Genomic DNA, 26,974 nt, shown 5'->3' with positions numbered 1-26,974 from the left:
GCCGGGTCACATACTGATGTATGCTCCCCATCTGTTTTCCCTTGCCGCCTGCCTGCATCTTGAATGACGTTGGGTATATATTTATTTATGTGCACGGTCTTTTTCGATTAACTCTTCATAACTGAGAGTATCACCAACCACTTTGACCGATTTAAAGGCAAACGGGATTAATAACGCCAGCAGTAAAACAAAGCAAATCAGGTAAATTGCAATTTGTCCGAAGTGCGTAAATGCCTCTCCGATAACAATACCCCAGACGGCGAAGTCAAAGTCTGCGAATGTACTATTTTCAAAACCGAGATTACCCAGTGCCGGTAATAACATTGCCGGTAAGAATGCGAGGAAAATACCACCGATGAAGGATGCAATAATACAGCCTTTTTTCCCGCCCAGTTTGTCAGCGAAAACACCGGATGTACCACCACAGAAGAAATGCGGCACCATGCCCGGGATAATCAGCGCCATACCCAGCCCGCCGAGCATCAGCATGCCCACAAGCCCGCCGATAAAGGAGCTGATAAAACCAATAACCACAGCCGTCGGGCTGAAGGTAAAGAAGACCGCACAGTCAACCGCCGGAATAGAATTCGGGATTAATTTTTGGCTGATACCCTGGAATGCCGGCACCAAATCACCAAGAATTAAGCGGACACCGCTGTAGACAATCGCCACCCCGACCGCAAATTGCAGACCGGTAATAATGGAGAAGATAACCATGTTTTGTTCAGTGATGGTGCTGATATAGCCCGAACCTGCCACAATGCTGCACACCAGATAGATAACGACCATAACAATACCGGTAGTGACTGTGGTATCACGCAGGAAGCCCCATTTTTCTGAGATTTCAGTATCGGCAAATGAGTCTTCCGCTTTACCGACTTTGCCCGCAATCCACGCCGACAGGTAATAGCCGAGTGACCCGAAGTGCCCCATAGCAATGCCGCCGTCCTCTGTCACGCGTTTGGTATAACGCTGCCCGATAGCCGGAGAGATAGCTGACCATGACCCCAGCAGGAAACCACCGATAAGCACCATTTCCCAGCCTTTAAAACTTGCCGCCTGTAATACCGCAGAAAATAAACAGGCTAAAAAGAAAGAGTGGTGACCGGTTAAAAAGATATATTTATATTTGGTCAGTCGTGCAATTGCGAGGTTAAAAATAAAACCGAGCAATAAAATACTCATAGTTTCCACACCCAGTATTTTCTGGGCAACAGAAACTATTGCTTCATTATTCGGAATAACACCACGGATATTAAATCCGGCTTCAATAATACCACCAAGCGGATTCAGGTTTGCCACAATAACACCGGCACCCGCACTTAACATTAAATAACCCAGAATAGGTTTTAATGTCCCGGTTAATAATTTATTGACCGGTGATCGTAATGCCAGCAATCCCACCAGGGAAATAATACCCATGAGAAAAGCCGGCTGACTGAATATCTCAGTCAGGAATGAGAGAATATAAGTCATATTTTAATTCCTGTAAAAGAAATGAATATACCCGATATCATTCAGGATGCAGGTAAAAGGCGGGCTGAGTACCGCCAGTGAAGAGCCTGCAACCTGAAGAAATAAAGGGGTATCAGGACTGACTCAGTTTAAGTAAAGCCTCTTTAATATCTTCTGCAATTTTTGCTTTATGAACATAACTGCGGATCACCGCAACCTGACAGTGAGCAGGAAATTGCGAGGCCAGTTCTTTAATTGTGACATATAAATCTGCTCTTTCGCCAACGGCATTAGCAAAATCAACAGATGCAACATCGGCTTTAATCCCCATCTCCTCACAAATCTTTTTTACATTATTAGCTGCCATTAATGAACTGCCGATACCATTGCCACATACGGTTCTTATTTTAATCATACTGTCCTCTCTATCGACGCCCGGATGAAATGTAAAATCTGTTCTTCATTATTCTCTTTTACAAATTCAGTAATATTATTTTCAATAAGGCAGGCTACTGTCTGAATCAGATGAATATGGGTATCCGGGTCCGTTGCAGTAATCGCAATAATGACATTAACCGGATCAAATTCTTCATGATGAAACACCAGCGGCGTTCCTGTTACCACAACAGAAAATGCGGTTTTTAACGCACCTTTTTCCGGTCTGGCGTGTGGCATCGCAACACCGGTATCCAGAACAATAACCGGACCAAATTCATGATAAACGCGGATCATCTCCTCAATATAATCATGGTTACAGGCTCCGGCCTGATATAACAACCCTCCGGCGTAACGAATGCCCTCCTCCGGGGAGGTAAAATGCTGATTCAGGGATAACAGCTCACTGTCGAAATAAATCTCCAAAACCGTGCTCCTGATGTGAATTTTCTTATTTTTAAAGATGGCCTAAATATGTGTAAATAAGTAGCGATGCAGATCACATTCCCGTTTTAAAAATGTGATAGTGATCTCGTTTGCCTGAAATAGCGCTTTATCGTTTAAAGCAAAATATAATGTAATAAATTCATTGTGTTATTTTTTTCAGTGATTTCGTTTGTTTTTACTTTTATGCCGGAATATGTGGCGTGACTCATATTTACGCTTATAAAAATGAGTTATTCATCACGTTTATATAGCTACTGAATGATGAGATTGAGAGGAGGATCAAATCAGAGGACAGAATTGCCGGAATATTAACCGGTGAAGAAAAATAACAAAAAAATAAGGACAACCGGATAGGTTGTCCTTATGCATAATATACCTTGATGAAGGAACAAATTACTGCGCGGTCACCCAAAATGTCCCGGCACCACTGATTGCCGTAAACCGCTGATGAAATGAGATCATTTCGGCCTGCGGATTCAGATCACTGAATGCCTGCGGATGGAAAAATGCCGCAAGTGCCTCCGCAGCAAAGATGTTCAGCGGGCTGTTATAAAAATTATGGTAAACCGCCATCACCCGCTGTGATTTTACTGCTTCCAGTGACGCAAGACCCTGCCGGTTCATCAGCGCGTTCATCTCTTTGCGCGCCGGCTCAGACGGTGCGCCATAGCCGAGGCTCACCGCTTCTGAACGCCGGTTATATTGTTTCCAGTCAGCACCGGTCAGCACATAAAACTGCGGGTTGAGATGCAGGATATTCTCAACGCTGCTTTCCGCGCCGTTTGCCGGTATTGAGCCGCTGACCAGGTTGTTTCCGCCCGCCAGTGCCGCTAACTCACCGAAACCGGTGCGCCCGTACAGCTTGCAGCACTCATTACCGAATAACCCGGCGTTGCTTTCAATCAATACAGAGGCGGCCTGCTCCGGCAGCCGTTTGCGTAACGCGGCCAGTTTCAGCTGATAATATTCCGTGAATGCATCAGCCCTGTCCTGTGTGTCAAATAACTCCCCGAGGATCTGAATACTCTTCGGCGTGTTTTCTGTCATATCACTGCGAAAATCAATAAAAATCACAGGGATCCCGGCGGCTTCCAGTTGCGGCAGCAGATTTGAGCTTTTCATCAGCCCGTAGGACGATTTATGCATCAGCACCGCATCCGGCGAGAGTGCCAGCAGATTTTCCACCACAAATGTACCGTCTTTACTCTTAGGCAGAACCGGTAAACGTGCCAGTTCCGGCATCACATCCAGATACGCGGCTTCCAGATCCGGCGCATAATGCGCCAGCGTATCACTCCATCCGCTGAGAGAAGAGAGGTGATTCTTTCCGGCGGCAATATCCACCGCCAGAATATCGCGGGCATCCGCCAGAAACAGCCGTTTTACCGGTGTATTAACTGCGACAGGGCGGCCCTGCAGATCGGTAATGATCCGGGTCTGAGCCTGTGCTGCTACGCTCAGGACCAGGGTTACAACCAACAACAATATACGCATAGAAAGAGTCTCAGAATGTTACCTGATAATTAAGTGCAAATGTCCGGCCACGCCCTTTGTAGCTGTAAAGCTCCGGAGCGCCGTATGCCGGGCTGTAGAGGATCGGTGCGCGTTGTCCCCAGACCGTGGTGTAATCTTTATCCAGCAGATTTTCGACAGCAAAGCTGACTTTACCGACCGGTAACAGATAACTGCCAAGGAAATCAACGGTGTTATACCCATCCAGTTTTTGTCCGTCCGCATCCGTCAGGTTGAATGACTGCTGGCTTTGCAGACGCAATGTCCAGTCATCCGGCTCCCATCCGACATAGGCGGTTACTTTTGACGGGCTGGCGAATTTTACACTCCATTTCTGCCATTGTTCACCCGACTTTGTCTCAGATTTGATCAGATTGAAGTTTGAGCCCACCCGCCAGTCAGTATCCGCAATAAAATAATCCACCGCACCTTCCACACCATAAATCCGGCGTTTGTCGTCTTTCAGGAAGATAGTCATGTCTTTCTTATTGATATCATAGCTGCTGTCAGACAGTGAATAATAGGCCGCTAACTGACTTTGCAGACTGTCACCGGTATAACGCCAGCCCAGTTCAAATGAGTTAACTTTAATGCCTTTAACCCGCGTATCATTAATATTCACACTATTGAGCAGCGGATAATGTCCGTTAACTGAACTGCCATACGTACCGGTGCCATAAAACTTGGCAATATCCGGAATTTCAAAGCCTTGTGAGAAATTAAACCAGGTTTGCTGTGTATCGGTGATATTCACCAGAACACCGGCATTAAATAACAGGTTGTTGTAATCCGTTTCTCCGCCCGCAATTGCATCCGCAGAAGTGGCTTTTCCTTCCGCGATCAATTGCTGCTGCTGATAGCCGACAAAATCATCCACTTTGTTTTTAGTGTACTGATAACGCATACCGCCGCTCAGCGTCACCCACGGATTAATGTCATAGCTGCTTTGCAGGAAAGCCGCCATATTCGTTGTGGTATAACCCGGATAGCGCCCGGTGTTATACGCCGAATCCAGCGTCAGCCCGTTACTCTCTTTTGCTTTTTCCAGATTGAAAAACTTCTGATTAGCACTGAATTTTTCATGCTCGGCATCTGCGCCATAAGTCAGTGTCAGATTATCGAGAGGCTTACTATTAAAGGTGATTTTGCTGCCGTAAAAATCAGTTTTCTGCTCCGATGCACTAATGCTGCTCACCACATAATCCGGTTTTTTACCGCCGAGCGCCGGGAAAGGATAAAACGTCTGTGTTTCGTCGCGGTAATAAACCTGTGCGACCAAATCCTGTCCGAGCACATCCTGATTACTGTATTGCAGATTCACCAGATGACGTTTGGTGCCGGGAACCCGGTCTGAATCCAGCTTATCACTGTTACGGGCGGCTCCTTTGCCGAGCACAGCAGAGAAATCTTTGCCAAGGTCAATCCCGTGTTTACCGTCTGATTCACTGTTGTAATATTGCGCCATCAGCTCCAGTTTCTGGTTTTCATCAATGTTCAGTGTCCCGGAGCCCATCACATCCAGACGGTCAGAATACTGAAGTCCGGTCTGTGTGTTATCAATCAGCACTTCATTGCCTTTGCCGTCATACCAGCCGCCATAGCGCTGATACGCAACCGACATCCGTCCGGTCACCTGTTCATTTCCGCCACTGACGGCTGCCGCCACATTTTCATCATGATCAGAACCATTATGAAAACCACTTTTGCCGCCAATCTGCACTTCAACCTGCTTTTCTGCCTGCCCTTTTTTAGTCACGATATTGATCAGGCCGCCGCTGCTGCCGCCGCCATACAGAGAGGTTGCGCCGGAGATCACTTCAATATGATTGATATTGAACGGATCAATAGAATCGAGCTGGCGGCTGTCACTGCGTGATGAATTCAGCCGAACACCGTCCACCATCACAATCATTGAGCGCCCGCGCATATTCATGCCGTAATTCGTCCGCCCCTGCCCGCTGACACTCATCCCCGGGATCAGTTGCGCCAGAATATCTTTCAGCTCTTTGCCGCCTTCCGCCTGTTGTGCAATATCCGCATTATCAATAACCCAGGTGGTCTGTGCCATTTCTGCAACCGTCCGGTAACCCCGCGTGGCAGATACCACAATCGGCTCATCAGCATCCGGTGATTGTGCCGCCAGCAGCGGAGGAGGCGTGAGAACAGTCAGGCAGGGCGTGAGCAGCCAAAACGAACGAATACGCATGTCATAATTCCTGTGAGAATAAGTGAGGATCAATAAGGCATCATTTGGATGGTAAATAATATTGACTGAGAATGATTATCACAAGAAGAAATATTCTCTCTAATGATTTATCTGCTGTATTTATGCAAAGTGTATTATTGTGCAGTTGGGTATCCCGGATCCCTGCGGCCTATCCCGCCTGAGCACAGGCGCGTAATCATCATAAAATAAGGAGACCCCCATGCGGGCGGCGGACTATCTGAGACTCACACTGTTGGCGGCAATCTGGGGCGCCAGTTTTCTTTTTATGCGGGTGGCAGCACCGCAGTTAGGTGCCGTCAATACGGCATTTCTGCGCGTGTTTTTCGGCTGTGCCGGTCTTGCCGTGATCCTGCTGGTCATGCGCCGGGCACTCCGGTTTGACGGAAAACTTAAATCGATATTATTGCTGGGCGTAATTAACTCAGGTATTCCTTTCTTTATGTATTGCCTGGCGGCGCAATGGCTGCCCGCCGGTTACTCAGCGATCCTCAATGCCACCACACCGCTGATGGGCGCATTAATTGGTTTTGCTTTCTTTTCAGAAACCCTGACTCTGCGAAAATGGTTGGGTGTGTTACTGGGTTTGATTGGCATAGTCGTCATCACCACGGTAGGTGAAAGTCAGGCCTCTGCCTATTTACTGTGGGGGGTTCTCGCGTGTCTGACTGCAACTGCCTGTTACGGATTCGCCGGTTTCCTGACACGCCGCTGGATAAATGACAAAGGCGGGCTGGATGCCAAACTGGTCGCATTCGGCAGTCAGTTGGGGGCCACACTTTTCCTTCTGCCGTTTTTTGGTTTTTCCGTCACAACCGGACCGGATATTAATTGGGCGCAGCCGATGGTCTGGGGCAGTGTCATTGCCGTCGGACTGCTGTGTACCGCGATTGCGTATATTCTCTATTTCCGGTTGATTGCCGACATTGGTCCGATGCGCTCACTAACTGTGACATTTATGATCCCGCCATTCGGTATCCTGTGGGGATATCTGGTGCTTGATGAAACACTCAGTCCGAATTTTTTCTTCGGCGCATTAATTGTCAGTGCTGCCGTCTGGCTGCTGGTCAGTCAGGGGAAAAAACAAAAAACCGCTGACAATGCAGCGGCGGTAAAATAAATCGGGTGCCGGCTTTCCGCCGGCATCCGTCTCTTATTTTTTATCGGCCTACCAGTCCCGTTCCGTGATCAATTCCTCCGGATCGGCGTCTTCAAAACCATAGGCACAGGCAATAATATAAAAAGAATTACCAATAGACTCACGGGCAACGGTTTCAATCTCGCTTCCCGCCTCACCAAATGCCTCCTGTAAATCATTAAATTCTTCTGTTGCCCGCTCAGTCAGTACATACAGTGCCGCCAAATCCGCCGGCGGGTTACTTTCCAGGGTTTCGCACAAACGCAGCAAAATATCCTCCCCCCGCTTTACCAGGTGATCCGGAAAGTAGCTGTCGTTGTACATATCATGTAAGAGTTTGGCATTCAGAATAGCTGGGTTAGTTACGGGCATTGCGGTGTCCTTGTTATCAGCTGAGTTCGAAATAATAGATATCCGAATGATATTTAGCAGAAAAACCGCCCGCAGGGAATGCTGTTTTTGCCCGGATAGTGGCATACAGTTAATTAATACGTATATACACCTAATCTCAATTTGTTTAAAACTCGACGGGTAAATTTAATTACTTAAAAAACAAGAAATTACGAATGGATCAGTATTGTACTCATTTTTAGATTTTACTTGGCATCAAAATAACAAAAAAAACTCTGCACTAATGATTATTATTAATAAAAAAACAACCTGATGAAACTATATTGAGCACATTATCAGTTTATTATACCGCAATAACCGATATAACAAGAGAGATAATAATGCACTTAAGTAAAAAAACGTAAAAAAACACCTCAATAAGTAAAATATTAACTTGATAAGCGCAATTAGTAGATTATACTACTCGCAACACAATTAATTTCCCTCATGAATTAAACATTAAATATTTAAGAAAAATAAAATAAATACATCTTTTTGTATAGCAATATACTATATTTTTGATAAATATCATTTTTTATAAAAATATTATTTTTTAATATAAACGCATGTAATTAACATAGAATTAAAACTTGTATAGATAGTCTTAATTTGATTATTAATAAATTTAAATAAACCGAAAAAACAATTAGTTACCAGTACATCCTGATGAATAACACCTTTGCTTTTCTCCATTGAATATTAATTTAATGAGATAAGAAACTTAAATTATTTTTATGAATATATTTAGTGATATTACAGCCTCTACATTCGTGTCATTTAAAATGATAATGCACTGCTACATAATTAAATCAATGTTACATATATGTAATACATAAAATTATAATTCTGTCTGTAATGAAGTAAAAGTAGCAAAAGAGAGAAGTAATTAACACTAACTAACCGATATTTTATTTAACCTAATTCCGCCTCAAAAGGATACATCATGAAATTTTCAAAATTAGTATTAATCACTGCTTTCACTGCATCTGTTGCTTCATTCGGTGTCCTGGCAGAAAACACCGGTACCATTAAATTTACCGGAAACGTTGTTGATTCTCCTTGTAACATTGCGAACAAATCACTGAACCAGGAAATTACCTTTGGTCAGTTATCCCGTAAATCATTAGAAGCAGGTAACAGTGCTGAAGTGGGTTTCGATATTGAACTGACTAATTGTGATTTAAACACAACTGGTACAGGTTCAACTCCGGGGGCACCTGTTGCAATTAAAACCATGGAGCTGACTTTTACCGGTCAGAACTACACGGATGGAACTAATACGTTGTTAGCAACCTCTACAGGTAACACCAACAACCTGGGTATTGCCATTGATGGCTTCAAATTTGAAGAAGCAAAAAGCATAATATCCCAAATGGTTAATAAGAAAGGTGATAATACACTGTCATTCAAAGCTCTGGCAAAAGCAGTTACTGCTAACCAGGCTGTAGCAGAAGGTCAGTTCAGTGCTATTACTAACTTCCGTATCAGCTATCAATAATCTGTAGTTCGCTTTGAAAAAACCGCCGGTATACTACTGGCGGACTTTAATATAAATAGCAGGAGAATAGTTGTGAGCATCTATCAACGTTCAATCTGCTATGTGACAATGATGATAACACTGGGATGTGTGTCTTCTGCCGGCTATGCAAAAAATACGGAGGATACATTCAGGCAAAAGACAGGAACTACCCGCCTGACCGGGAGTGTTATTTCATCTCCCTGCACAATTGTGATGAAAAACCGGTATCAGTCTGTCAATATTACTCCGTTAACATTGTCACTGCTTTCTGAATCCGTAAACCGGGATAAATATCGCCAACCATTTGAAATTGAGTTACAAGGTTGTAGCAGCCGTTTTTCTTCTGTTGATAGTAAAACGTGGATAATCCGCTTCGACGGAATCAGGGCTGAGAATACAGACTCATTTGAGTTGCAAGGCCCGTCACGGGGACTGGGTGTATCCCTTCATGATAACGCTATGAAGCTACTGACACCCGGAACGAACTACCCGTTACATAATAATATGCTGCTAACGGATAAGTCAGGTAACTCGCTTTTTTTGCGTTATTTTCTTAAGCCAGAACTGACCGGGCTACCGATACAAGCCGGAAGTTATCAGGGCTTAATCCGATTCTCTATTGATTATAAATAATAAAATGGGAATCAATACCGGGTGATCATTTCCGGAACTATGACTCCAGCCGTATTCGGGTGGTAAAGGAATTATGTCCAGACGCATCAATTCAAAATATCACATTTCATTGGCATTCAGCTTGTTCTCAGGAGCCGTCTATGCGTCTGAATTCAATACTGATATCCTGGATGCAGAGGACCTTCAGAATGTGGATCTCAGTCAATTTTCTGTTGCCGGTTATGTTCCGCCCGGTGATTATATTCTGACATTATTTACTAACGGGCAGCGCATGGGTGCTCCGCGTGATGTCACCGTTTATCCGCAGAAAGCAGCATCTGAGGGCTCTTCTGTTTGTATTCCTGCCGATACATCAGACTTGTTAGGCCTGACTCCTGAATCAAAAGAAAAAATCACACTTTCTCATGATGGAAAATGCCTGGATTTCTCTGCACTCAGCGGTGTACAAACAAAAGTAGATCTTCCGACACTCTCCTTAAAACTAAATATCCCGCAGGCATGGCTCGAGTACAGCGATCCGGACTGGACCCCTCCGGCACTCTGGGAAGAGGGTATAAACGGTGCATTTATTGATTATAACCTCAACGCCAATGTGACAAGCCAATCAGACGGACTAAAGCAAACCTATGCATCTGCAAACGGTATTGCCGGTGTTAACCTGGGTGTCTGGCGGTTACGCGGAGACTACAGCGCTAATTATCAGAAAAATAGCGGTAATCAATTTAGCCGGGAAGACAGTAATTTTGATTTTAGTCGGTTATATGCATTCACATCATTAAAAACCATCGCATCCATCCTGACGGTCGGCGAAAATTACTTCTATTCTGATGTCTTCGATGCCTGGCAATACACCGGTATCTCGCTGGAAAGTGATGACAGAATGCTCCCGCCAAAGCTGGTCGGATACGCACCTGAAATTATTGGTGTCGCAAATACCAACGCAACCGTTACTGTCCGCAGTCAGGATCGCGTGATTACAGAAACCTCTGTTCCGCCCGGACCATTTCGTATCCAGACTCTGGATAGCGGGATCCGTGGCGTGCTGGATGTCACTGTCCGCGAAGAAAATGGTGAAGAAAGAAAATTCAGTATTAACACTGCGTCACTGCCTTACCTGACCCGCCCGGGTCGCCTTATTTATAAATTAGCGGCAGGTAAAACACGTTATAACGCACATGATTTAGCGGGCAGCCCGGTTGCTGCAGGTGAACTCTCTTATGGTCTGACTAATGCCTGGTCACTGTACGGTGGTGCTCAAATCAGTAAAGATTATCAATCTGCTGCGATAGGTATTGGTCGTGATTTATTTGCCTTTGGTGCATTATCTGTAGATATCACCCAGTCTATCGCCCGCCAATCTGAAAAATCGTTACAGGGTCGTTCATACCGGGTAAATTATTCAAAATCCTTTGAGAATATCCGCACAGATATTACCTTTGCCGGCTATCGCTTTGCTGACCGGGACTACCGCAGTCTGACACAATTTATGGACAGTGAGCGTATCAGCGACATCGGTCGCGCCCAAAAAGAAAATTACCAGGTTTATCTGAACAAACATTTTGATGATTTTAATATTTCAGTTAATTATCAATACAGTACCTATTGGACGGATAAACCACAGACCCAATATGGTATCTACGCCAGTACCAATTTTAACATTCCGGCACTGTCACAACAGAATGTGAACCTGTCGCTTTCCGCCTCACGGACAGAGCGCCAGAACGGCTATAAAGATGATGCTGTTAACGTATATCTCTCCATTCCGTTGTACTCCGGACACAGCCTGACATTCTCCGAGTATGCCAACCGATCAAACGGCAGAACGCAATACAGCCATAATGTTGGTTACAGCGGATATGATGATCAGAGCAGCTATAATCTGAATACCGGTTATACCCATGGTCAGGACCGGGATAGCCAGTCAAACTTCAGCGGTTATTACTCCCGCAACTTATCACAGGCGGTATTATCTGCTAATGCCAGTTATGTGCCGGGGCAATATCACAGCTATGGTGGTTCTGTCAGTGGAGGGATGACGGCAACACTGCATGGTGTGGCATTACACCGTAATGCTAACGGCGATACCCGTCTGATGATTGAAACACCTAATGCCGATGGTGTACCACTGGAAAATGGTATCACCAAAACAAACTATTTCGGGCTTGCAGTACTTCCGGATATCAGCAGTTATCGTAAATCCACAGCATCGATCAATACCAGCCAACTGCCGGACAACATGGAAACACTGGAAACGACTACGGATATCACCCTGACAAAAGGCGCTATAGGTTATCGCCGTATGCAGGTAATGATAGGTGAAAAACTGTTTGCAGTGCTGTCACTGGCCGACGGTAGTAAACCACCGCTTGGTGCCAGTGTACGTAATGCCGATAACCGTGAATTGGGGATCGTGGGTGAAAATGGCGTAACATGGATTGTCGGCGTATCTCCAAAAGAAATATTATCTGTTCACTGGAGTGATAAAAAACAATGTGAGGTAACATTGCCGGAGGATATGAGTTTATCCACCGGAATGCTATTGCTGCCATGCTCCGGTTAAATTGGTACAGAGGTCATGATGCCCCTGTTTGCACACAGACATTATATTTAATGTGTTTTTATGAGGTATGTTATGTTGAATTTTTATCTGCGTAAGAGTGTATTAACGGCACTTATATCAGTTGCCACACTGGCGTCAACCACTGCGTACAGTGCCGTCACGCTGGATCGGACACGGGTTATTTTTCCCGGTACTGAAAAATCAGTCAACATTACAATTACTAACGATAACCCGTCAGAGGCCTATTTGGCTCAGACATGGATTGAAGATATGCAGGGACATAAATTAACTCAGGGTGCAATTATTGCCACACCTCCGCTGCAACGGATGGAGCCGAAAACAAATGCGCTTATCCGCCTGAGTACCACTCCGCTGCTCAATTCGTTACCTCAGGACAAAGAATCCGTTTTTTATTTTAACGTACGTGAGATTCCGCCACGTGCCACTGACAGCAATACATTACAAATTGCCCTACAATCACGGGTTAAATTATTCTACCGTCCTGCTGCTATTGTGCCGGAAGCTGAAACCAAATGGGCACAAAAAATCACCCTGACTAAAACAGCCACCGGATACCGTTTAAATAACGTAACACCATTCCACCTGACCGTAATAGGTATTGGTAATGACAAAAAATTATCAGAAAGCAGTCAGTTTTCAACGATCATGATTGCGCCGAAATCTACTCAGGATATAGCGTCCGCTATGCTCAGTACACCTCATATAACCTATATCAATGACTACGGCGGCAAACCGACAATTGAGTTCAGCTGTAAAGGAGATACCTGCACGGCAACCGGTGAGAAATAACTCTGAACCTGATGTCAGAACAGCAGAATGAGCAAAGAGGCAACAGTAATGAAATCCAACACATTATGGGGGATCATGGTCATCATAGGCTTATCGGCCTGGCATAATGACACTGCGGCCGCCTCTGTTACCCTGAAACTTAGTGCCATACCAGAAATCGTGACCGATGATGTCCTCCGGGGAGATATCATTGTTAATGCAGCTATCTTTAACGCTCCCTGTAATTTACAAATTAAAGACGCGGCATGGCCGCTACTAACCGGATGTGGTGCAGGTTCTGACTTTCGCAATATGAACTTGCAACATGTTATGGCAGATAACCCCGTATCTGTCCGTTTCTATGATGCAAAATATAAACAATACTCCGATTGGCACTCTGTACGACTGGGGAATGGTGACAACATTTTGAAACAAAACGGAAAAATAAAGCATAATACTTCATCACGAGTGGAGATCCGCTATGAATAAATGTTTATATACCGCAGGGCTGATCTCTCTGTTTTCCGGTTTATTTTCTCCATCCGCATTCAGTGCCGGAGAATTGGTTATTGAATTTAGCGGTGAATTACTGAGTACAGCATGCAAAGTATCTCAGGAATCCGTCAATAAAGAAATTAAGTTAGAAAACCTGCATTGGCGGACAATTAATGAGCAAGGCACCAGTTACGCTACGCCTTTTTTTATCGCTATTGATAAATGCAGCACAACTGATCTACAAAAAAGTATCAAACTTACCTGGAAAAACACTCAAGTCATTGATATCGGAAATGAAAAAGTATTTCCCACACAGGGAAGCAGTGGTGTTTATCTTGGGATCCGTGACAAAGATAATAACCCGGTAAGTTGGAATAAACCCATGAAAGTGGGAACCGTATCTGAAATTGAAAATCAGCAACGACTGAATTTTGGTGTGATTGTTCATAAACCCCCGACCGGTGACGCCAGCATCGGTGATTTCACAGGCACAGTTACCTTTGCTGTGGAGTATGAATAATGAATATTATCAGAATAATAAAAAACCTCATTCTGTTATCCATATTATGGATATCAAACAGCTATGCTGATGTAGTGATTAATGTCACTGCTGAAATGATGGCACCCGCCTGTGATATCCGCAGTAACAATAACAGTACACCATTAAACATTAGTTTTGGTTCACAAAATATTGATGTGGTTAATAAATCCACAGTATTCCGGGAGTTTCCATTATATCTGTCAAACTGTGATTTCAGAAAAAACATGGCTATTGTTTTGACACCAAATACCGGAAAATCAATTGATTACAATGGAAAGCCTGTACTGGAAACCAGTATCAGCAACCTGGGCATTAATTTTAATGATATCACCGGAGGCACAGTTAAATCGCTGGAAGTTGGTCAGTCAAAACGTATTACACCAGAAAAAGTTAATGATACCGAATATCGAATTGATTTACAGGCAGATTTAGTCAGCACCATCCCCCCGGAAAAATTGGCCCCGGGAAAATTCACCGCCTCAATGACAGTACAGATTGTTTATGATTAACAGGAGTTTCCGTGATGTCATTAATAAAGCCACATACCCGAAAAAATACACACGACCAGACGGCAATCCGCAAATGTATTCTTCGCTTACTGCCCGCTGCTGTGCTGATCACGGGAATTACCAATACATCATCACGTGCAGATTACATTCCCTATATTGTTAATCCGGCAGATGGCTATCTTGTCCGTCTGAACAGTAATACAACACTGTCTGAGATCCCTATAAAAGGAACAGACGGTATAAATTATTACCAGATAGGCCCAACAATAACCCTTGGAGCAGGCAGCAGTAACCTGAGTATAACAGGGCAGGTAAAATGTCTGGGAAAAGTTTATTCAGCTCTCGGCCCCAACCAGGGAACATATGGGCCACCCGACGGCGCACACCATAACTTTGCAATGAACGGCTCATTACAACGCACTATAATATCCGGGACGATGGTGGGTTATTATGTTACTAAGAATTTAGTCATCGGAATTGACTATTCTATTAGTACTTACTGGAGTAAAAAAAGTATCTATACCTGCTCAGGAACAAACTCCTCCAGACCAGAAATAGTCAGCGCATCTGCATTTAATGAGGTATTACCATTTAAACTGTCATTTTTTCTGGTCAATAAACCGGTTGATAGCCAGCTCTATATTCCACAAACGGATCTGGGCGGGCTGCAGGTTTATTTTTCATCACGGGGGTCTGGCTATGGTCCGGTAATCGATGCCTCATCTCCTGCCATAATGTCACAAACAACTATACCATTGCGGTTAGCACCCTCTGTGATTAATATCCCGTCATCGTGTAAAACCAGTACATCAACGGGAACCGGCGGGCAATTAGAGATTCGCCATGGCACACTCAACAGCCTGAATTATGACAATACAGTAAAAGAAAAAATAACCTACTCTTGTAATTTCTCAGCACTGACAAAGGTCCGGCTTCGTCTTGATTATACGCCGGATTCTGACCCGCAAAAACGGCTGCCGATGATAAATACATCAGATAAAACAAAGGTTATCTATAGCGATTTAAATATAACAGATGAGAGTACCGGTCAGTCAGGGAAAGAGCTAAACATCAATATCCGGGATTCAAAAACAGTCACTATCAACAGTCACCTGAAAGGAACAAACTCAGAAGCAGGCCATTACCAGGGATCAGCCTGGCTAATTGCCACCTATGACTGATACTTTTTGTAGCTAACCACCGTCTCAGGTTTCCCGGAGCCCCGGGCAGTGCTATAGTGCCCGGATAAAACCGGCGCACTGCCCGGCGGCTGTTTACCGAACCGGAGATAACATTGAAAAAACACCCTGAGGACGCCCCTTTCCGGCAGTCACCAAAAGATGAATGCACATTCACCTTTATTGACCTGTTTGCCGGTATCGGCGGGATCCGCCTTCCCTTTCAGAAACAGGGCGGACGCTGTGTTTTCACCTCAGAATGGGATAAATTTGCCCAGCGCACTTATCTTGCCAATTTCGGTGATCTCCCCAACGGCGATATTACGCAGATAGCCGCAAAAGATATTCCGGATCATGATGTACTGCTCGGTGGCTTTCCCTGCCAGGCATTCTCTCAGGCGGGCTTTCGCCAGGGATTTAATGATACGCGCGGAACCATGTTCTTTGAAATTCAGCGCATTATGACAGAAAAGAAACCAAAGGCCTTTCTGCTCGAAAATGTAAAGCAACTACGCGGACATGATGGCGGGCGCACATTACAAACCATTCTCGACATCCTGCGCGGCACACATGAACAAGCCGTCCCGGATCATCTTCCGCTGAGTGAAGAAGCCCGCACAGCGCTGTCAGAAAAACTCAATTATTGGGTAGATTTCCGGGTACTGCGTGCCGCAGACTTTGGTATTCCGCAAAACCGGGAACGTATTTTTATTGTTGGTTTTGATCGCAACCAATTCCCTGATGCTGATTTCGACACCTTATTTTCCTGGCCTGAACCAAGCTATGCCCCTACCCGGCTCGGCAATATTCTGCAAAGCAGGAAAGCCCTGGCAGACGATGCACTGCAATATAAAAAAGATCGCTTTACCATCTCGGATAAATTATGGGAAGGTCATCAGAAACGGAAAAGAGAACATAAAGAGCGGGGTAACGGGTTCGGTTATTGCTTATTTAATGAAGAGAGTGAATATACCAATACACTCAGCGCCCGTTATTATAAAGACGGCTCAGAAATTCTGATTGATCAGTCTCACATGGGCAAAAATCCACGGAAGCTGACACCCCGGGAATGTGCTGACCTTCAGGGATTTCCGTCTGATTATATTACCAATGCTGTTTCACAAGGGCAGATATATAAACAGTTTGGTAACTCTGTCTGTATGACAGTCGTCGATGCTATTGCAGAAAAATTAATCTCTGCACTAAAATCTGCCGGTTCTTCTCGCCCGAAAAAATAAAAACAGCATCGGTATATAACTCTGTATATTTTATACAGAGTTATATCTGCATGCAAAAAAGACACTACATTTATAATCAATAAATATGTTTGAAATATGAAAGTAAAAAAAACGTGTTTATTGATATATTTCCGCCCGTTTTTAATAGAAACAAATCAAAAATAACATAATAAAATGGATATTAATTATGAAATTAATTAAATGCAGCACGCTTATTGGATTACTCGTATCATCTTGTTATACCGGAAATACTCTTGCTGATTCACCGTATGACATCACACACACACCCCCTGTTTTTAGTACTCCTGCAGTTCAATATCATTCATTTTCAGATAGCTATCACGACTATAAATCTGTTATTTCAGGTGTATCAGCCACATCTCAGGGCGACTATACTGTTGCTGTCGGTAACAATGCAAAATCTGAAAAGCACCATACTGTCAGCCTTGGTGCTTACTCAAGAGCAGCCGGAGAAGACTCTGTTGCACTCGGGTATGGTGCATATACAGGTCGTTCACGAACAGTTTCTATCGGGAACAACTATGTCAAAAAACAATTAATAAATGTGGCTGCAGGCACTGAAGATAATGATGCCGTTAATGTTCTGCAATTAAATCAAAAAGCAGAGAATATTCAGGACAATATTAACATTTCAAAAAATGATGCTATAAATACAAGTACACACTATACAAATAATAAAATCAATGAATCGACGAATAAACATGATCAACAATTTAAAAAAATAAAAACACAGCTTACTAAAAATGAACAGCGTATCGATACTTTTGAAAAACGTGTAAATGCAGGTCTTGCCGGTGTAACCGCTATATCATCAATCCCTTATGTTACTGCAAATAATTTTTCGTTCGGGATAGGGGTCGGTAATTACAAAAATGGAAATGCCATCGCCGCAGGTGCGCAATATAAACCATTTGAGAATACAAATATCCGTATCAATACCTCCCTCGATAACGATAATAACTCGGTTGTTGGTGCAGGTCTTGCCATCGGCTGGTAATTAGTAGTGACCGCGCAGAGGGATACCTCTGCGTTATATTACAGATAGTTACCCCATTGTATTTATCTTCATGCTCCTCCTCCTGATTTTTCGGTTTATACCCTTATTCATTAGAACTGCAGGTTTGTTGGCGGCATGAATGACGTTGGGTATATAATGAGAGTATCTTGTCATTATACTGAACAGACTTTCAGCCGGAATATCGGATTATGGATGTGCATAATAAAGAAACCCGCTCCCGGAATATGCAGGCAATTAAAAACCGGGATACAGGACCGGAACTCCACATCCGAAAATTATTGCATAACAATGGCTTTCGTTTTCGCTTGTGCCCTGCCAACCTGCCCGGGAAACCCGATATCTGGATGGCAAAATACCGTACAGCTATATTTATCCACGGCTGTTTCTGGCATATGCATGATTGTGATAAATTCCGCCTTCCCACTACACGAACAGAATTCTGGCAAAAAAAACTGTCTGAAAATAAAGCGCGTGATGAAAAAAATATCCGTGAATTACACCAAACCGGGATCCGCACATTAATTATCCACGAGTGTGCACTGACCGGAAAAACCAGGCTAAACGACCAAGTTTTGCTCACATTAATAAAAACCTGGCTGCTAAGCGGTGTTATGTGCGGTGAAATAACAGACGAAGGGCTGGTTATCAATCCCTGATAATCATCCGGTACTATAATAGATGCATCACTGTTATGATGCCCTCATACAACCGCGTCACAAACAACAACCGGCTGATACATTCATGACCCGAACTCAACGCCTGCTCACGTTATTACAAATCCTGAAAGAAAATCGCTACCCGGTGACTGCAGAGTCCCTTGCCTCACAATTACAAATCAGTGTGCGATCCATCTACCGGGATATTGAATCATTACGTTGTCAGGGTGCAGAAATTACCGGGGAAGCAGGTATCGGTTATCAGTTGAAATCAGGCTTGTTATTGCCGCCGCTGATATTTGATGTCAATGAGCTGGAAGCGCTGGTCCTTGGTTTGCGCTGGGTACAAAATAATGCAGATGATGAACTGAAAGCCTCGGCAAAACGTGCCGCAAATAAAATTAACTCTGTTGTTGAAAATGAATCTCAGGTGATATTCAGTCAGAGCACCTTATTTGCTCTCTCCACACAACTTACTCAGGTTGATAATCAAATCGCCAAAGAATTACGCCGCAGCCTGCGGGAAGAACTGAAAGCACAAATTGATTATCAGGATGAAAAAAAACAATTAAGCAGCCGGGTTATCTGGCCGGTTGCTGTCGGATATATGAAAGACGTTCAGGTGCTCGCCGCCTGGTGTGAATTACGGCAAAATTACCGGCATTTCCGTCTGGACAGGATCCAAACGTATACTGTTTTGCCGGATAAATTACCTTACCCCAAACATTATTTACTCGAACGCTGGCGTAAAGATATTCTGTGTATACCCAACGCCACTTAAAATTCAGGCAGGCAGCCAACAAACCTGCAGCCTGAATGAATAAGGGTATAATCACTCCTGACAGTTTCTGACACCCCCCTGCTCTATGATGATAACTCAACATAAAAACAGGAAATCATCATGAGCGGACTTACCCTTTATACCAATGCCATGTCACGCGGGAATACCGTGGATTTATTTTTTAAAATCTTAGCCGTTCCTTATCAGCGTATTGAACTCGGTTATGGTGCGGATATGCATACCCCTGAATATCTCGCCATTAACCCTATGGGCAAAGTTCCCGCTCTGGTTGATGGCGATAACATCATCACCGAAACTGCCGCAATTTGCATGTATCTTGCTGATAAATTTATTGAAAAGGGTTTCGCTCCTGCAATTGATTCACCTGCACGGGCATCTTATTACCGTTGGTTTTTATTTACAGCCGGACCGGTTGAAGCTGCATTCACTGCCCATGAAATGGGTCTGAAACTGAATGAAGAACAACAAATCATGTCAGGGTTCGGATCATTTGAACGGGTGATGGCTTGCCTGGAAAAAGGATTAACAGACGCCAAACCGTATTTATGCGGTAACATATTAACCGCAGTTGATGTCTATATCGGTTCTTTCCTGTTTTTTCTGGCAAAACATAATTTAATTGAAATATCGCCGGTTATTGCCCGCTACATAGAAAGCCTGACATTAAACCCGGAATTCGCCTCCGTCATCTCTGCAAAATAAATCCTATTTCCGGGAATCTGGCTCCGGCATACCGCTAATGACAGATAAAAAATACAATTTTATCTGTCATTTCCTGCTTTATTTTATTCTCCCCCGGCAGTACGATTACCTATCCGTCCCCGGAAAATAAAGGCAATATGATGATCAAATACATACTAAAAATAACACTGGTCTCTGCGTTATTTTTTATGTCTTCCGTGAGTACAGCACAAACCATCACTGCCTGGGGTGACACTCTCTCTGATGCAGAAGCCAATATTGCCAAACAGGCCGAAAAAACCGGAGCAACATATAAAATTACCAGCGCCAGAGTCGGTTGGGTAACTTATGTCACTGCAACATTGATAAAACAAAAAGACACTCCGGATACTGCTCCTGTGAAAAATAAAAAAAATAAGGTTAATCAACCGGCTGAAACTTTACCAATGTCAGGGAAAATGTCGCCTACAGATTAAAAATTAGCTCAGTTCAAGAGTATTCTCCTTATAAAAAAATGCATCATTCACACCTATATATTTATAATCAACAGTGAACATATAATGTGCAGTCCGATATTTACCGGCAACCGTAAATATTAAATCATGGATAGTCATTGTACTTAATAAAGGAATAAAAAAATGAGAGAATTAAACCAAGTTGAAATGGAAGCAACAAATGGTGGTTTTGGTTTATTAGCATTCCCGGCCGCATTAGGGCTGATGCTTTCTATCCCGGCAATCCCGCTGGGCGCAGTAGCAGCACCATTCACTGGCGGCCTGGGCTTTATCGGCATGGCAGCAGGAATTGTCGGAACCGCACTCTCCGGCGCAGCAATGATTGCAAGTATCGCACTGCCGATTCTGTAATTATACTGACTGTCGCAGGAGTACTCCTGCGACTTTCCTTAAAACAAATATCTATTATGCAAAGAATAAAAAATCTCATGCTTTTTTCTGATAAAAAACAAAAAAATATTTTACTCTGATTATTCTTCATCTGTGATCGAGCTATGTGCTTAAATAAGACAAAGCTAATATCGAAAACGGGATATTTCTACATTAAACCCTAATGAGACAACAAAGTCTGTAAACCTTTAACGAAACATAAAGTTAGATGCTAACTCTTATAAATTTAGTTCTGATTATGCGGTTAGCAATAAACTTCATATACTTATTTATGCCTACTCAAAATAATCCATATCCGGCTTCGGTAGTTTAATAATTTTCGAGCTAACACCAATTTCATTATCCATCATCAGGTTAACTAAGCGGTTACCATCAATAAGAACCAGTCCTTCAACCGATTTAGCGAACTCAATCGCATGAGCGGTATAGCCGGATGTAGTAATAAAAATACCGCGTTTGGCTTTTTGTCCGGCAAGGGCACCATAGAATGCTTGTAAATCAGGGCGCCCGACGGTACCTTGCCAGCGTTTTGCCTGTACATAAATTCGTTCTAATCCAAGTTTATCTAACGATATGATCCCATCAATTCCGCCATCACCGGTACCACCAACACGTTGTAAATCATCACGATGGCTGCCATAACCTAATTTATGCAGTACATCTAATACAATGAATTCAAAACGGACAGGGGATACCTGAAGTAAATTTGTGAGCAAATCAAGAGCGACAGATTCACGGATTTCTTTCAGTGCATCATTCAGGCGATCATCCGGGCTGCGAACCAGCCGGGGATTGTCAGCATCTGTTTGTGTATCTCCATCCGGCATTACTGTATCAGGGCTGGTTTTGAGTTTTACATTCATAAAGCCAAAAGCCAGGTGAGCAACTTGTTCTTTAGTCAGCGGAAACGGGTTATTTTTTATCCATTCGAAACCAGCCTGCACGGTTTTTATAGACTAACTGACCGCTTGAAATGAGTTCAGAACGCTGATTGTCATCTAACCCCAGCGCTTCGGCAGCCCCTTCATGGGCATATTTGGCGGCAATACCTTCCGGATGATACTTTAAAAAACGTAATACTGGTTCAATAAATTTATCGTAGGTCGGAACCGCCATGGAAATCCTCTATAGGAGATGCTCAACATGAATTTCTATACTATGTCACCTAACTTTATGGATGTTAAGCCAAATTTCAAGGCACGGAATAATTATCTACCCGCCCTTAAACAGACTTTCAGGCTCCGCACCGTTCCCGGGTCTTGTAGCGTTTCGATGGTTTTACTGACCAGCCACACGATATTTTAGAAAGAGTAGACAGGCCGAGGATTGAAAAGTGGTAATAAGCCCTATAAACCGCGATTTCAGGCACAAAAAACCACCTCACGATAGCTTGATTTTACTTAAGATTGCGAAGGCCGGACTCGCATTCTATAGACAATGCATTGTTTTTATTTAATATAAAATTTTAGATTAATTTTTGTATACTTAAATGCATGCTCATTAAACTTTAATGGCTACCCGTATCAAAAACCTTAACTCTGATATGGGCTGATTTAACGATAACGCTGTTGGATAGGAGTAAAGAATTTATCCCAAAGGTACTCCGCCATACCTTCGTTTGTAAGTAACTCACTCCTCCCAGCTCCGCTCATTGAACTATAGAAACCTAGAGTTTGCTCATTATCGCCAATACTCAAACTATCATTAAAACTATTTAGGGTTACACGGTAATCCCCCCGAAAAACCAGAGTGTTCATAAGTGGAATTTTCTCGTAACATGAATCGGGGAGATTTATATGAAAAAATCACGTTTTACCGACAGTCAGATTATCGCGATCCTGAAACAGGCTGAAGCCGGAACACCGGTTCCCGAGCTTTGTCGTGAGCACGGTATGAGCAGCGCGAGCTTTTATAAATGGCGTTCACGTTTCGGCGGAATGGATGCCTCCATGGTCGCCCGTCTTAAAGAACTTGAGGATGAAAACCGGCGACTGAAAAAAATGTATGCTGAAGAACGGCTTAAATCCGAAATTATTCAGGAAGCCATGCAAAAAAAGTGGTAACCATGCCACAGCGTCGTCTGTTGGCTCAGAATGCCGTGGCGGTCAGAGGTATCAGTATCCGTCTGGCCTGTGAAACATTCTGTATCAGCAACAGTGGTTACCGTTATCAGTCAAAACTTAGCGATGAAAATCAACTCATTGCCGATTTACTGACAGAACAAACGACAAAAAATAACCAGTGGGGATTTGGTTTATGCTTTTTATTTCTGCGGAATGTAAAAGGCTTCCGCTGGAACCATAAACGCGTCTACCGTATTTATTGTGAACTGAAACTGAATTTACGGATTAAGCCCAAAATCCGGATTATCCGGTTGCCACCGGCTCCGCTGACAGTGCCGGAAATGATTAATCAGACCTGGTCAATGGATTTTATGCATGACCAGTTGAGTGACGGCAGAACATTCCGGACATTCAATGTTATTGACGATTTTAACCGTGAAGCACTGGCCATTGACGTAGATTTTTCATTACCGTCTGCACGGGTTATCCGTTCGCTGGAACAGATTATTGAATGACGCGGAAAACCGGATTGTATCCGTTGTGATAACGGCCCGGAATATCTTAGCCATCAGTTGCAGGAATGGGCAATAAACAGAAAGATAACACTGTTGTATATTCAGCCCGGAAAACCACAACAGAATGCGTATATTGAACGCTTTAACCGGACAATGCGTTATGATTGGCTGAACCAGACTATTTTCAGCCACATTAGTGAAGTACAGGAAGTCGCGACCAATTGGTTATGGCATTATAATCATGAGCGACCACACATGGGTCTCGGGGGTATTACGCCGATACAAAGGCGGACTGAGTTAACCACATTCTACTGAAAACCTCTGTTTAAAATGGGGGGATTACCCAGCGTCTGAGCGCCGTATCACCGATACCCAGAGCACGGCAGGCTTCCGTCACGGAGTAACCCTGATCAACAACCAGACTGGCTGCTTCATGCTTAAATTCAGGAGAAAAAGAACGTCGTTTTTTGGTCATGAAACACCTCTTGTTAAGATGGTAATCTTACCACCTAAAATGGTGTCCGGAATAATTAGACCACTATATGCTCATGCTAATCGTGGGGAGAAAAGGGGTATGGCTTGGAAAAAAAATAGGTAATAATATAAAACCATTAAGCGAAAAAATATAATAATAAACAATATGGTTTATGTATAATTAGGTAATAATTGTTTTTTAATTTATAAGAAAATCACCAACGCCTAGGGATGGTGATTTCATAAAAGACCTAAAATACATATGTTTATATTTTATTAAGCAATCTAATCAATGCCCTACCTAACGCAGCAGCCATATTTACAGGAACAGCATTACCTATCTGCTTATACACTGCACCTAGAGAGCCCTTAAATTCCCAATCATCAGGAAAGGTTTGAATTCTCGCATATTCACGAACCTGAAGAGGTCTAGTTTCAATAGGGTGGCAACGCTCCGTCTGTTTTTGTGCTGGAGAAGTTGTCAAAGTTAAACTCGGTTCATCTAATGACAAACGCCTTGCCATGCCTGTTTTTCCTCCACCTAAAAAATAACTACCTTGCATATATTCTCTTTGTAAGTCATCACTTAAATCTCTCCAATACCCGCCAGGAGGAACATGACTCATAATCCATTTTTTTCTTTCTGGGTAAGCTTGACCAAGAGAAGGAGGAACATTAGATGGATATAACTCTCCAGCAAAAAAAGCATCTCTCAGAGTAAAAATTTTTTTTATATGGTGAAGGCCATTCAAAAAGAGCCTCGTCAAATAAATCTTTCCTAATTCCGATTAAAATTAGCCTTTCTCTTTTCTGTGGTACTTTATAAAAAAGTGCCTTTAAAACTTTAGGTTCAATTAATTTGTACCCTAAATCATCAATTATTTTTTTTATTGTTTCTAGGGTTCTACCTTCATCATGACTTATTAAACCTCTCACATTTTCAGCCATAAATACTTTAGGGCGTAATGTTTTTACCGCTCGAGCAAATTCAAAAAACAATGTCCCTCTTGTATCTTCGAAACCTAATTTTTTACCTGCATAAGAAAATGCTTGGCATGGAAACCCGCCGGTTAATACATCAATCTTTTCATAGATTTTAGTAAAATCAATGGTAGATATATCACCCTGTACAACATTCCAATTAGGCCTATTATGCTTTAATGTATAGCAAGCTGACTTATCTAATTCGTTGAGGAAAACACTATGAAAGCCTGCTTGTTCTAAGCCAATAGCCAATCCGCCCCCACCTGCAAATAATTCAACCAGGTTGTATTGACGATTCGGTTTAGTTTTTAATTCGTCATCCCATTTACTTTCATCTAAAAGTTGAACCTCAGGAAAATGTTTAACCTGAGAATGATGAATAAAAAGTCGATTATCAATAGATTCAGGTTTAATTATACCTCTTGACACCCAACTTTCGATAGTTCTCTTGGATTCTGATAAAATATCTGCTAATACTTCTAAAGTGAAATATTCGTTAGCACAGGAATTAATTAGTTGATTTTTTTTGGACATCACTCATCTGACGCTTCCAATTTAATTGATTAACACTGTCCTATTATACAGTAGTATGGCGTTAATGTTGAGTAAACTTCTATATATTATGAGATTGATTAGCATGGTGAAATTATGAGCAGCAAAGAGGTTATCCTAGCAAAGGTCAAGGAATGGTTCTCAGAATCAATTGCAAAAAATCATATCAAAAACACAGAAAAATTAGTAAACCCTAATGAATTTAACATTAATCCGTTTTTAGCCGTTTATCTAGCTAAGTACCTTACAGGAAATGCATCCCCTGAAAGCATAGCAAAAGCATTAGTATTACCACGCGTACTAAGCACCTCAATTACAACATCATTTGGTACTCATATGCAGAGTTTCTTAAGTATCATTAAAGAAACATATGGTAGTACAACTGCTGGTGTTGATATTGAATTTACAGATCGTATCGATGGTAATAAAAAGTATTGTCAGCTAAAAGCTGGGCCAAATACCATAAATAAAGATGACGTTGAATCTATAGCGGGTCACTTTACAGGCGTTAGGAACTTAGCTAGAACCAATAATATCAGAATACATCGAGACGATATGATCGTTGGTGTTCTCTATGGTGATCGTAGTGAGTTAAGTTCACACTATAAAAGGATTACTTCTCAATATGAATATCCCGTCATCATAGGGCAAGATTTTTGGCTGAGATTGACTGGAGATGAAGATTTTTATGCCGACTTAATTAAAGCTATTACCTCTGTAGCTATTGAAGCAGATTATAGTCAGGAACTGAATAGAGTAATAACTGAGTTAGCTAATACAGATAAGATTCAACAACTTTCATCACTATAGTTGAATTAGTTCAGACTAGTTATCACATTAAAGACCCAACTGCCCAGTCAGACAATGACCGCGCAAAAATAGCTGAAGTACCTTACTGTGTAAAGGAGATGTCCACTTCCCCTTATCTTAAACAGTCCTGATTAGAGTTTTCCAGTTGCTTCCGGTAAATCTCAGGCGGAAGATTATTCAGGCTTTCATGTGTCCGGTTCCGGTTGTAATCCTGCATCCAGAACCAGGCCATTTCTTTTACCTGACTCAGTGATTCAAATAAATACGTATTTAAAAACTCACGACGGAATGATCCGTTAAAATGCTCAATAAACCCGTTCTGCTGCGGTTTTCCCGGTTGAATATAATTCAGTGCCACTCCGTTTTCTGTACAAAACTGAACCAGTTTATCCGATATAAATTCTGGTCCGTTGTCCACCCGGATATATTC

The 26,974-nt window shown here is 42.9% G+C and carries 26 protein-coding genes and 3 pseudogenes; 18 read left to right on the top strand and 11 right to left on the bottom strand.

The window, feature by feature from the left end; genetic code table 11:
• Positions 1-81: 81 nt before the first annotated feature.
• From AYY17_RS07680 to AYY17_RS07660, 5 genes are all read right to left on the bottom strand, one after another.
• Positions 82-1,476: a PTS ascorbate transporter subunit IIC gene (locus tag AYY17_RS07680; protein ID WP_067406725.1), complete on the bottom strand. Its 1,395-nt coding sequence runs from the start codon at positions 1,474-1,476 to the stop codon at positions 82-84.
• A gap of 112 nt (positions 1,477-1,588) precedes the next feature.
• Positions 1,589-1,870 carry a PTS sugar transporter subunit IIB gene (locus AYY17_RS07675; RefSeq protein ID WP_067366226.1) on the bottom strand — a complete coding sequence of 94 codons (282 nt, stop codon included), beginning with the start codon at positions 1,868-1,870 and terminating at the stop codon, positions 1,589-1,591.
• Positions 1,867-2,316, bottom strand: coding sequence for a PTS sugar transporter subunit IIA (locus AYY17_RS07670; RefSeq protein ID WP_067422702.1), 450 nt, complete (start codon positions 2,314-2,316; stop codon positions 1,867-1,869). The genes AYY17_RS07675 and AYY17_RS07670 overlap by 4 nt, the downstream gene beginning before the upstream one ends.
• A 414-nt stretch (positions 2,317-2,730) precedes the next feature.
• Positions 2,731-3,831 (bottom strand): ABC transporter substrate-binding protein, encoded by a 1,101-nt coding sequence (locus AYY17_RS07665; protein ID WP_067422700.1) that lies wholly within the window; start codon positions 3,829-3,831, stop codon positions 2,731-2,733.
• Between the two features lie 10 nt (positions 3,832-3,841).
• Entirely contained in the window at positions 3,842-6,055 is a 2,214-nt protein-coding gene (locus AYY17_RS07660) for a TonB-dependent siderophore receptor (RefSeq protein ID WP_067422697.1), read from the bottom strand.
• 220 nt (positions 6,056-6,275) lie between these two features.
• On the opposite strand from AYY17_RS07660, the gene AYY17_RS07655 reads away from it, so the two are divergent.
• A complete protein-coding gene (locus AYY17_RS07655) occupies positions 6,276-7,193 on the top strand; it encodes a DMT family transporter (RefSeq protein WP_067422694.1) in 918 nt (305 codons plus the stop codon).
• Positions 7,194-7,241: 48 nt separating this feature from the next.
• Here the strand turns inward: AYY17_RS07655 and AYY17_RS07650 are convergent, their stop codons facing one another.
• Entirely contained in the window at positions 7,242-7,583 is a 342-nt protein-coding gene (locus tag AYY17_RS07650) for a DUF5713 family protein (protein WP_067422692.1), read from the bottom strand.
• Between the two features lie 961 nt (positions 7,584-8,544).
• Here AYY17_RS07650 and AYY17_RS07645 point away from each other — a divergent pair.
• The 15 genes from AYY17_RS07645 (at position 8,545) to AYY17_RS07575 (ending at position 21,107) form a co-directional block, all read left to right on the top strand.
• Positions 8,545-9,099, top strand: a complete 555-nt coding sequence (locus tag AYY17_RS07645; protein ID WP_067422690.1) for a fimbrial protein — start codon at positions 8,545-8,547, stop codon at positions 9,097-9,099.
• 72 nt (positions 9,100-9,171) lie between these two features.
• Entirely contained in the window at positions 9,172-9,753 is a 582-nt protein-coding gene (locus AYY17_RS07640) for a fimbrial protein (RefSeq protein ID WP_067422688.1), read from the top strand.
• Between the two features lie 73 nt (positions 9,754-9,826).
• Positions 9,827-12,313 carry a fimbria/pilus outer membrane usher protein gene (locus tag AYY17_RS07635; protein WP_067422686.1) on the top strand — a complete coding sequence of 829 codons (2,487 nt, stop codon included), beginning with the start codon at positions 9,827-9,829 and terminating at the stop codon, positions 12,311-12,313.
• A gap of 72 nt (positions 12,314-12,385) precedes the next feature.
• On the top strand, positions 12,386-13,123 hold the full coding sequence (locus AYY17_RS07630) for a fimbrial biogenesis chaperone (protein ID WP_067422684.1): 738 nt from the start codon (positions 12,386-12,388) through the stop codon (positions 13,121-13,123).
• Between the two features lie 27 nt (positions 13,124-13,150).
• On the top strand, positions 13,151-13,591 hold the full coding sequence (locus AYY17_RS07625; protein ID WP_156656667.1) for a hypothetical protein: 441 nt from the start codon (positions 13,151-13,153) through the stop codon (positions 13,589-13,591).
• Positions 13,584-14,117: a fimbrial protein gene (locus tag AYY17_RS07620; RefSeq protein ID WP_067422681.1), complete on the top strand. Its 534-nt coding sequence runs from the start codon at positions 13,584-13,586 to the stop codon at positions 14,115-14,117. Before AYY17_RS07625 ends, AYY17_RS07620 begins: the two co-directional genes overlap by 8 nt.
• On the top strand, positions 14,117-14,647 hold the full coding sequence (locus tag AYY17_RS07615; protein WP_082981323.1) for a fimbrial protein: 531 nt from the start codon (positions 14,117-14,119) through the stop codon (positions 14,645-14,647). Before AYY17_RS07620 ends, AYY17_RS07615 begins: the two co-directional genes overlap by 1 nt.
• Before the next feature lie 11 nt (positions 14,648-14,658).
• Positions 14,659-15,828 (top strand): adhesin, encoded by a 1,170-nt coding sequence (locus AYY17_RS07610; protein ID WP_156656666.1) that lies wholly within the window; start codon positions 14,659-14,661, stop codon positions 15,826-15,828.
• Positions 15,829-15,941: 113 nt separating this feature from the next.
• On the top strand, positions 15,942-17,063 hold the full coding sequence (locus tag AYY17_RS07605; protein WP_067422676.1) for a DNA cytosine methyltransferase: 1,122 nt from the start codon (positions 15,942-15,944) through the stop codon (positions 17,061-17,063).
• Between the two features lie 187 nt (positions 17,064-17,250).
• Positions 17,251-18,081, top strand: a complete 831-nt coding sequence (locus AYY17_RS07600) for a YadA-like family protein (RefSeq protein ID WP_067422674.1) — start codon at positions 17,251-17,253, stop codon at positions 18,079-18,081.
• Positions 18,082-18,290: 209 nt separating this feature from the next.
• Positions 18,291-18,758 (top strand): very short patch repair endonuclease, encoded by a 468-nt coding sequence (locus tag AYY17_RS07595; protein WP_067422672.1) that lies wholly within the window; start codon positions 18,291-18,293, stop codon positions 18,756-18,758.
• An 85-nt stretch (positions 18,759-18,843) separates the two neighbouring features.
• A complete protein-coding gene (locus AYY17_RS07590) occupies positions 18,844-19,539 on the top strand; it encodes a helix-turn-helix transcriptional regulator (RefSeq protein ID WP_067422757.1) in 696 nt (231 codons plus the stop codon).
• 120 nt (positions 19,540-19,659) lie between these two features.
• Positions 19,660-20,262 carry a glutathione S-transferase family protein gene (locus AYY17_RS07585; protein ID WP_067422670.1) on the top strand — a complete coding sequence of 201 codons (603 nt, stop codon included), beginning with the start codon at positions 19,660-19,662 and terminating at the stop codon, positions 20,260-20,262.
• Between the two features lie 137 nt (positions 20,263-20,399).
• Complete coding sequence (locus AYY17_RS22630) at positions 20,400-20,717, top strand: YdgH/BhsA/McbA family protein (RefSeq protein ID WP_082981321.1); 318 nt, start codon at positions 20,400-20,402, stop codon at positions 20,715-20,717.
• 162 nt (positions 20,718-20,879) lie between these two features.
• A complete protein-coding gene (locus tag AYY17_RS07575; RefSeq protein ID WP_067366174.1) occupies positions 20,880-21,107 on the top strand; it encodes a hypothetical protein in 228 nt (75 codons plus the stop codon).
• A 314-nt stretch (positions 21,108-21,421) separates the two neighbouring features.
• Here AYY17_RS07575 and AYY17_RS07570 read toward each other — a convergent pair.
• Positions 21,422-22,262, bottom strand: a pseudogene (locus AYY17_RS07570) (restriction endonuclease).
• A 680-nt stretch (positions 22,263-22,942) separates the two neighbouring features.
• On the opposite strand from AYY17_RS07570, the pseudogene AYY17_RS07560 reads away from it, so the two are divergent.
• Positions 22,943-24,039 (top strand): annotated as a pseudogene (locus AYY17_RS07560) (IS3 family transposase).
• A gap of 25 nt (positions 24,040-24,064) precedes the next feature.
• On the opposite strand, the pseudogene AYY17_RS07555 reads toward AYY17_RS07560, so the two are convergent.
• The 3 genes and pseudogenes from AYY17_RS07555 to AYY17_RS07550 form a co-directional block, all read right to left on the bottom strand.
• Positions 24,065-24,199: pseudogene (locus tag AYY17_RS07555) on the bottom strand (transposase); the annotation flags it as partial.
• A 265-nt stretch (positions 24,200-24,464) separates the two neighbouring features.
• The gene (locus AYY17_RS22200) at positions 24,465-24,824 is read right to left on the bottom strand and encodes a DNA cytosine methyltransferase (protein WP_235845326.1); all 360 of its coding nucleotides are present in this window, start codon (positions 24,822-24,824) and stop codon (positions 24,465-24,467) included.
• 49 nt (positions 24,825-24,873) lie between these two features.
• Positions 24,874-25,716, bottom strand: a complete 843-nt coding sequence (locus AYY17_RS07550) for a DNA cytosine methyltransferase (protein WP_235845325.1) — start codon at positions 25,714-25,716, stop codon at positions 24,874-24,876.
• Between the two features lie 114 nt (positions 25,717-25,830).
• On the opposite strand from AYY17_RS07550, the gene AYY17_RS07545 reads away from it, so the two are divergent.
• Entirely contained in the window at positions 25,831-26,544 is a 714-nt protein-coding gene (locus AYY17_RS07545) for a PmeII family type II restriction endonuclease (protein ID WP_067422666.1), read from the top strand.
• A 112-nt stretch (positions 26,545-26,656) separates the two neighbouring features.
• On the opposite strand, the gene AYY17_RS07540 is transcribed toward AYY17_RS07545, so the two are convergent.
• Positions 26,657-26,974, bottom strand: a 318-nt coding sequence (locus AYY17_RS07540; protein ID WP_156656665.1) for an integrase core domain-containing protein, incomplete at its 5' end; no start/stop codon positions are given.

It is taken from the genome of Morganella psychrotolerans (assembly GCF_001676055.1).
Lineage (GTDB): Bacteria > Pseudomonadota > Gammaproteobacteria > Enterobacterales > Enterobacteriaceae > Morganella > Morganella psychrotolerans_B.
The sequence above is the reverse complement of the archived record's forward strand: the minus strand, read 5'-3'. Positions and strand labels throughout refer to the sequence as shown.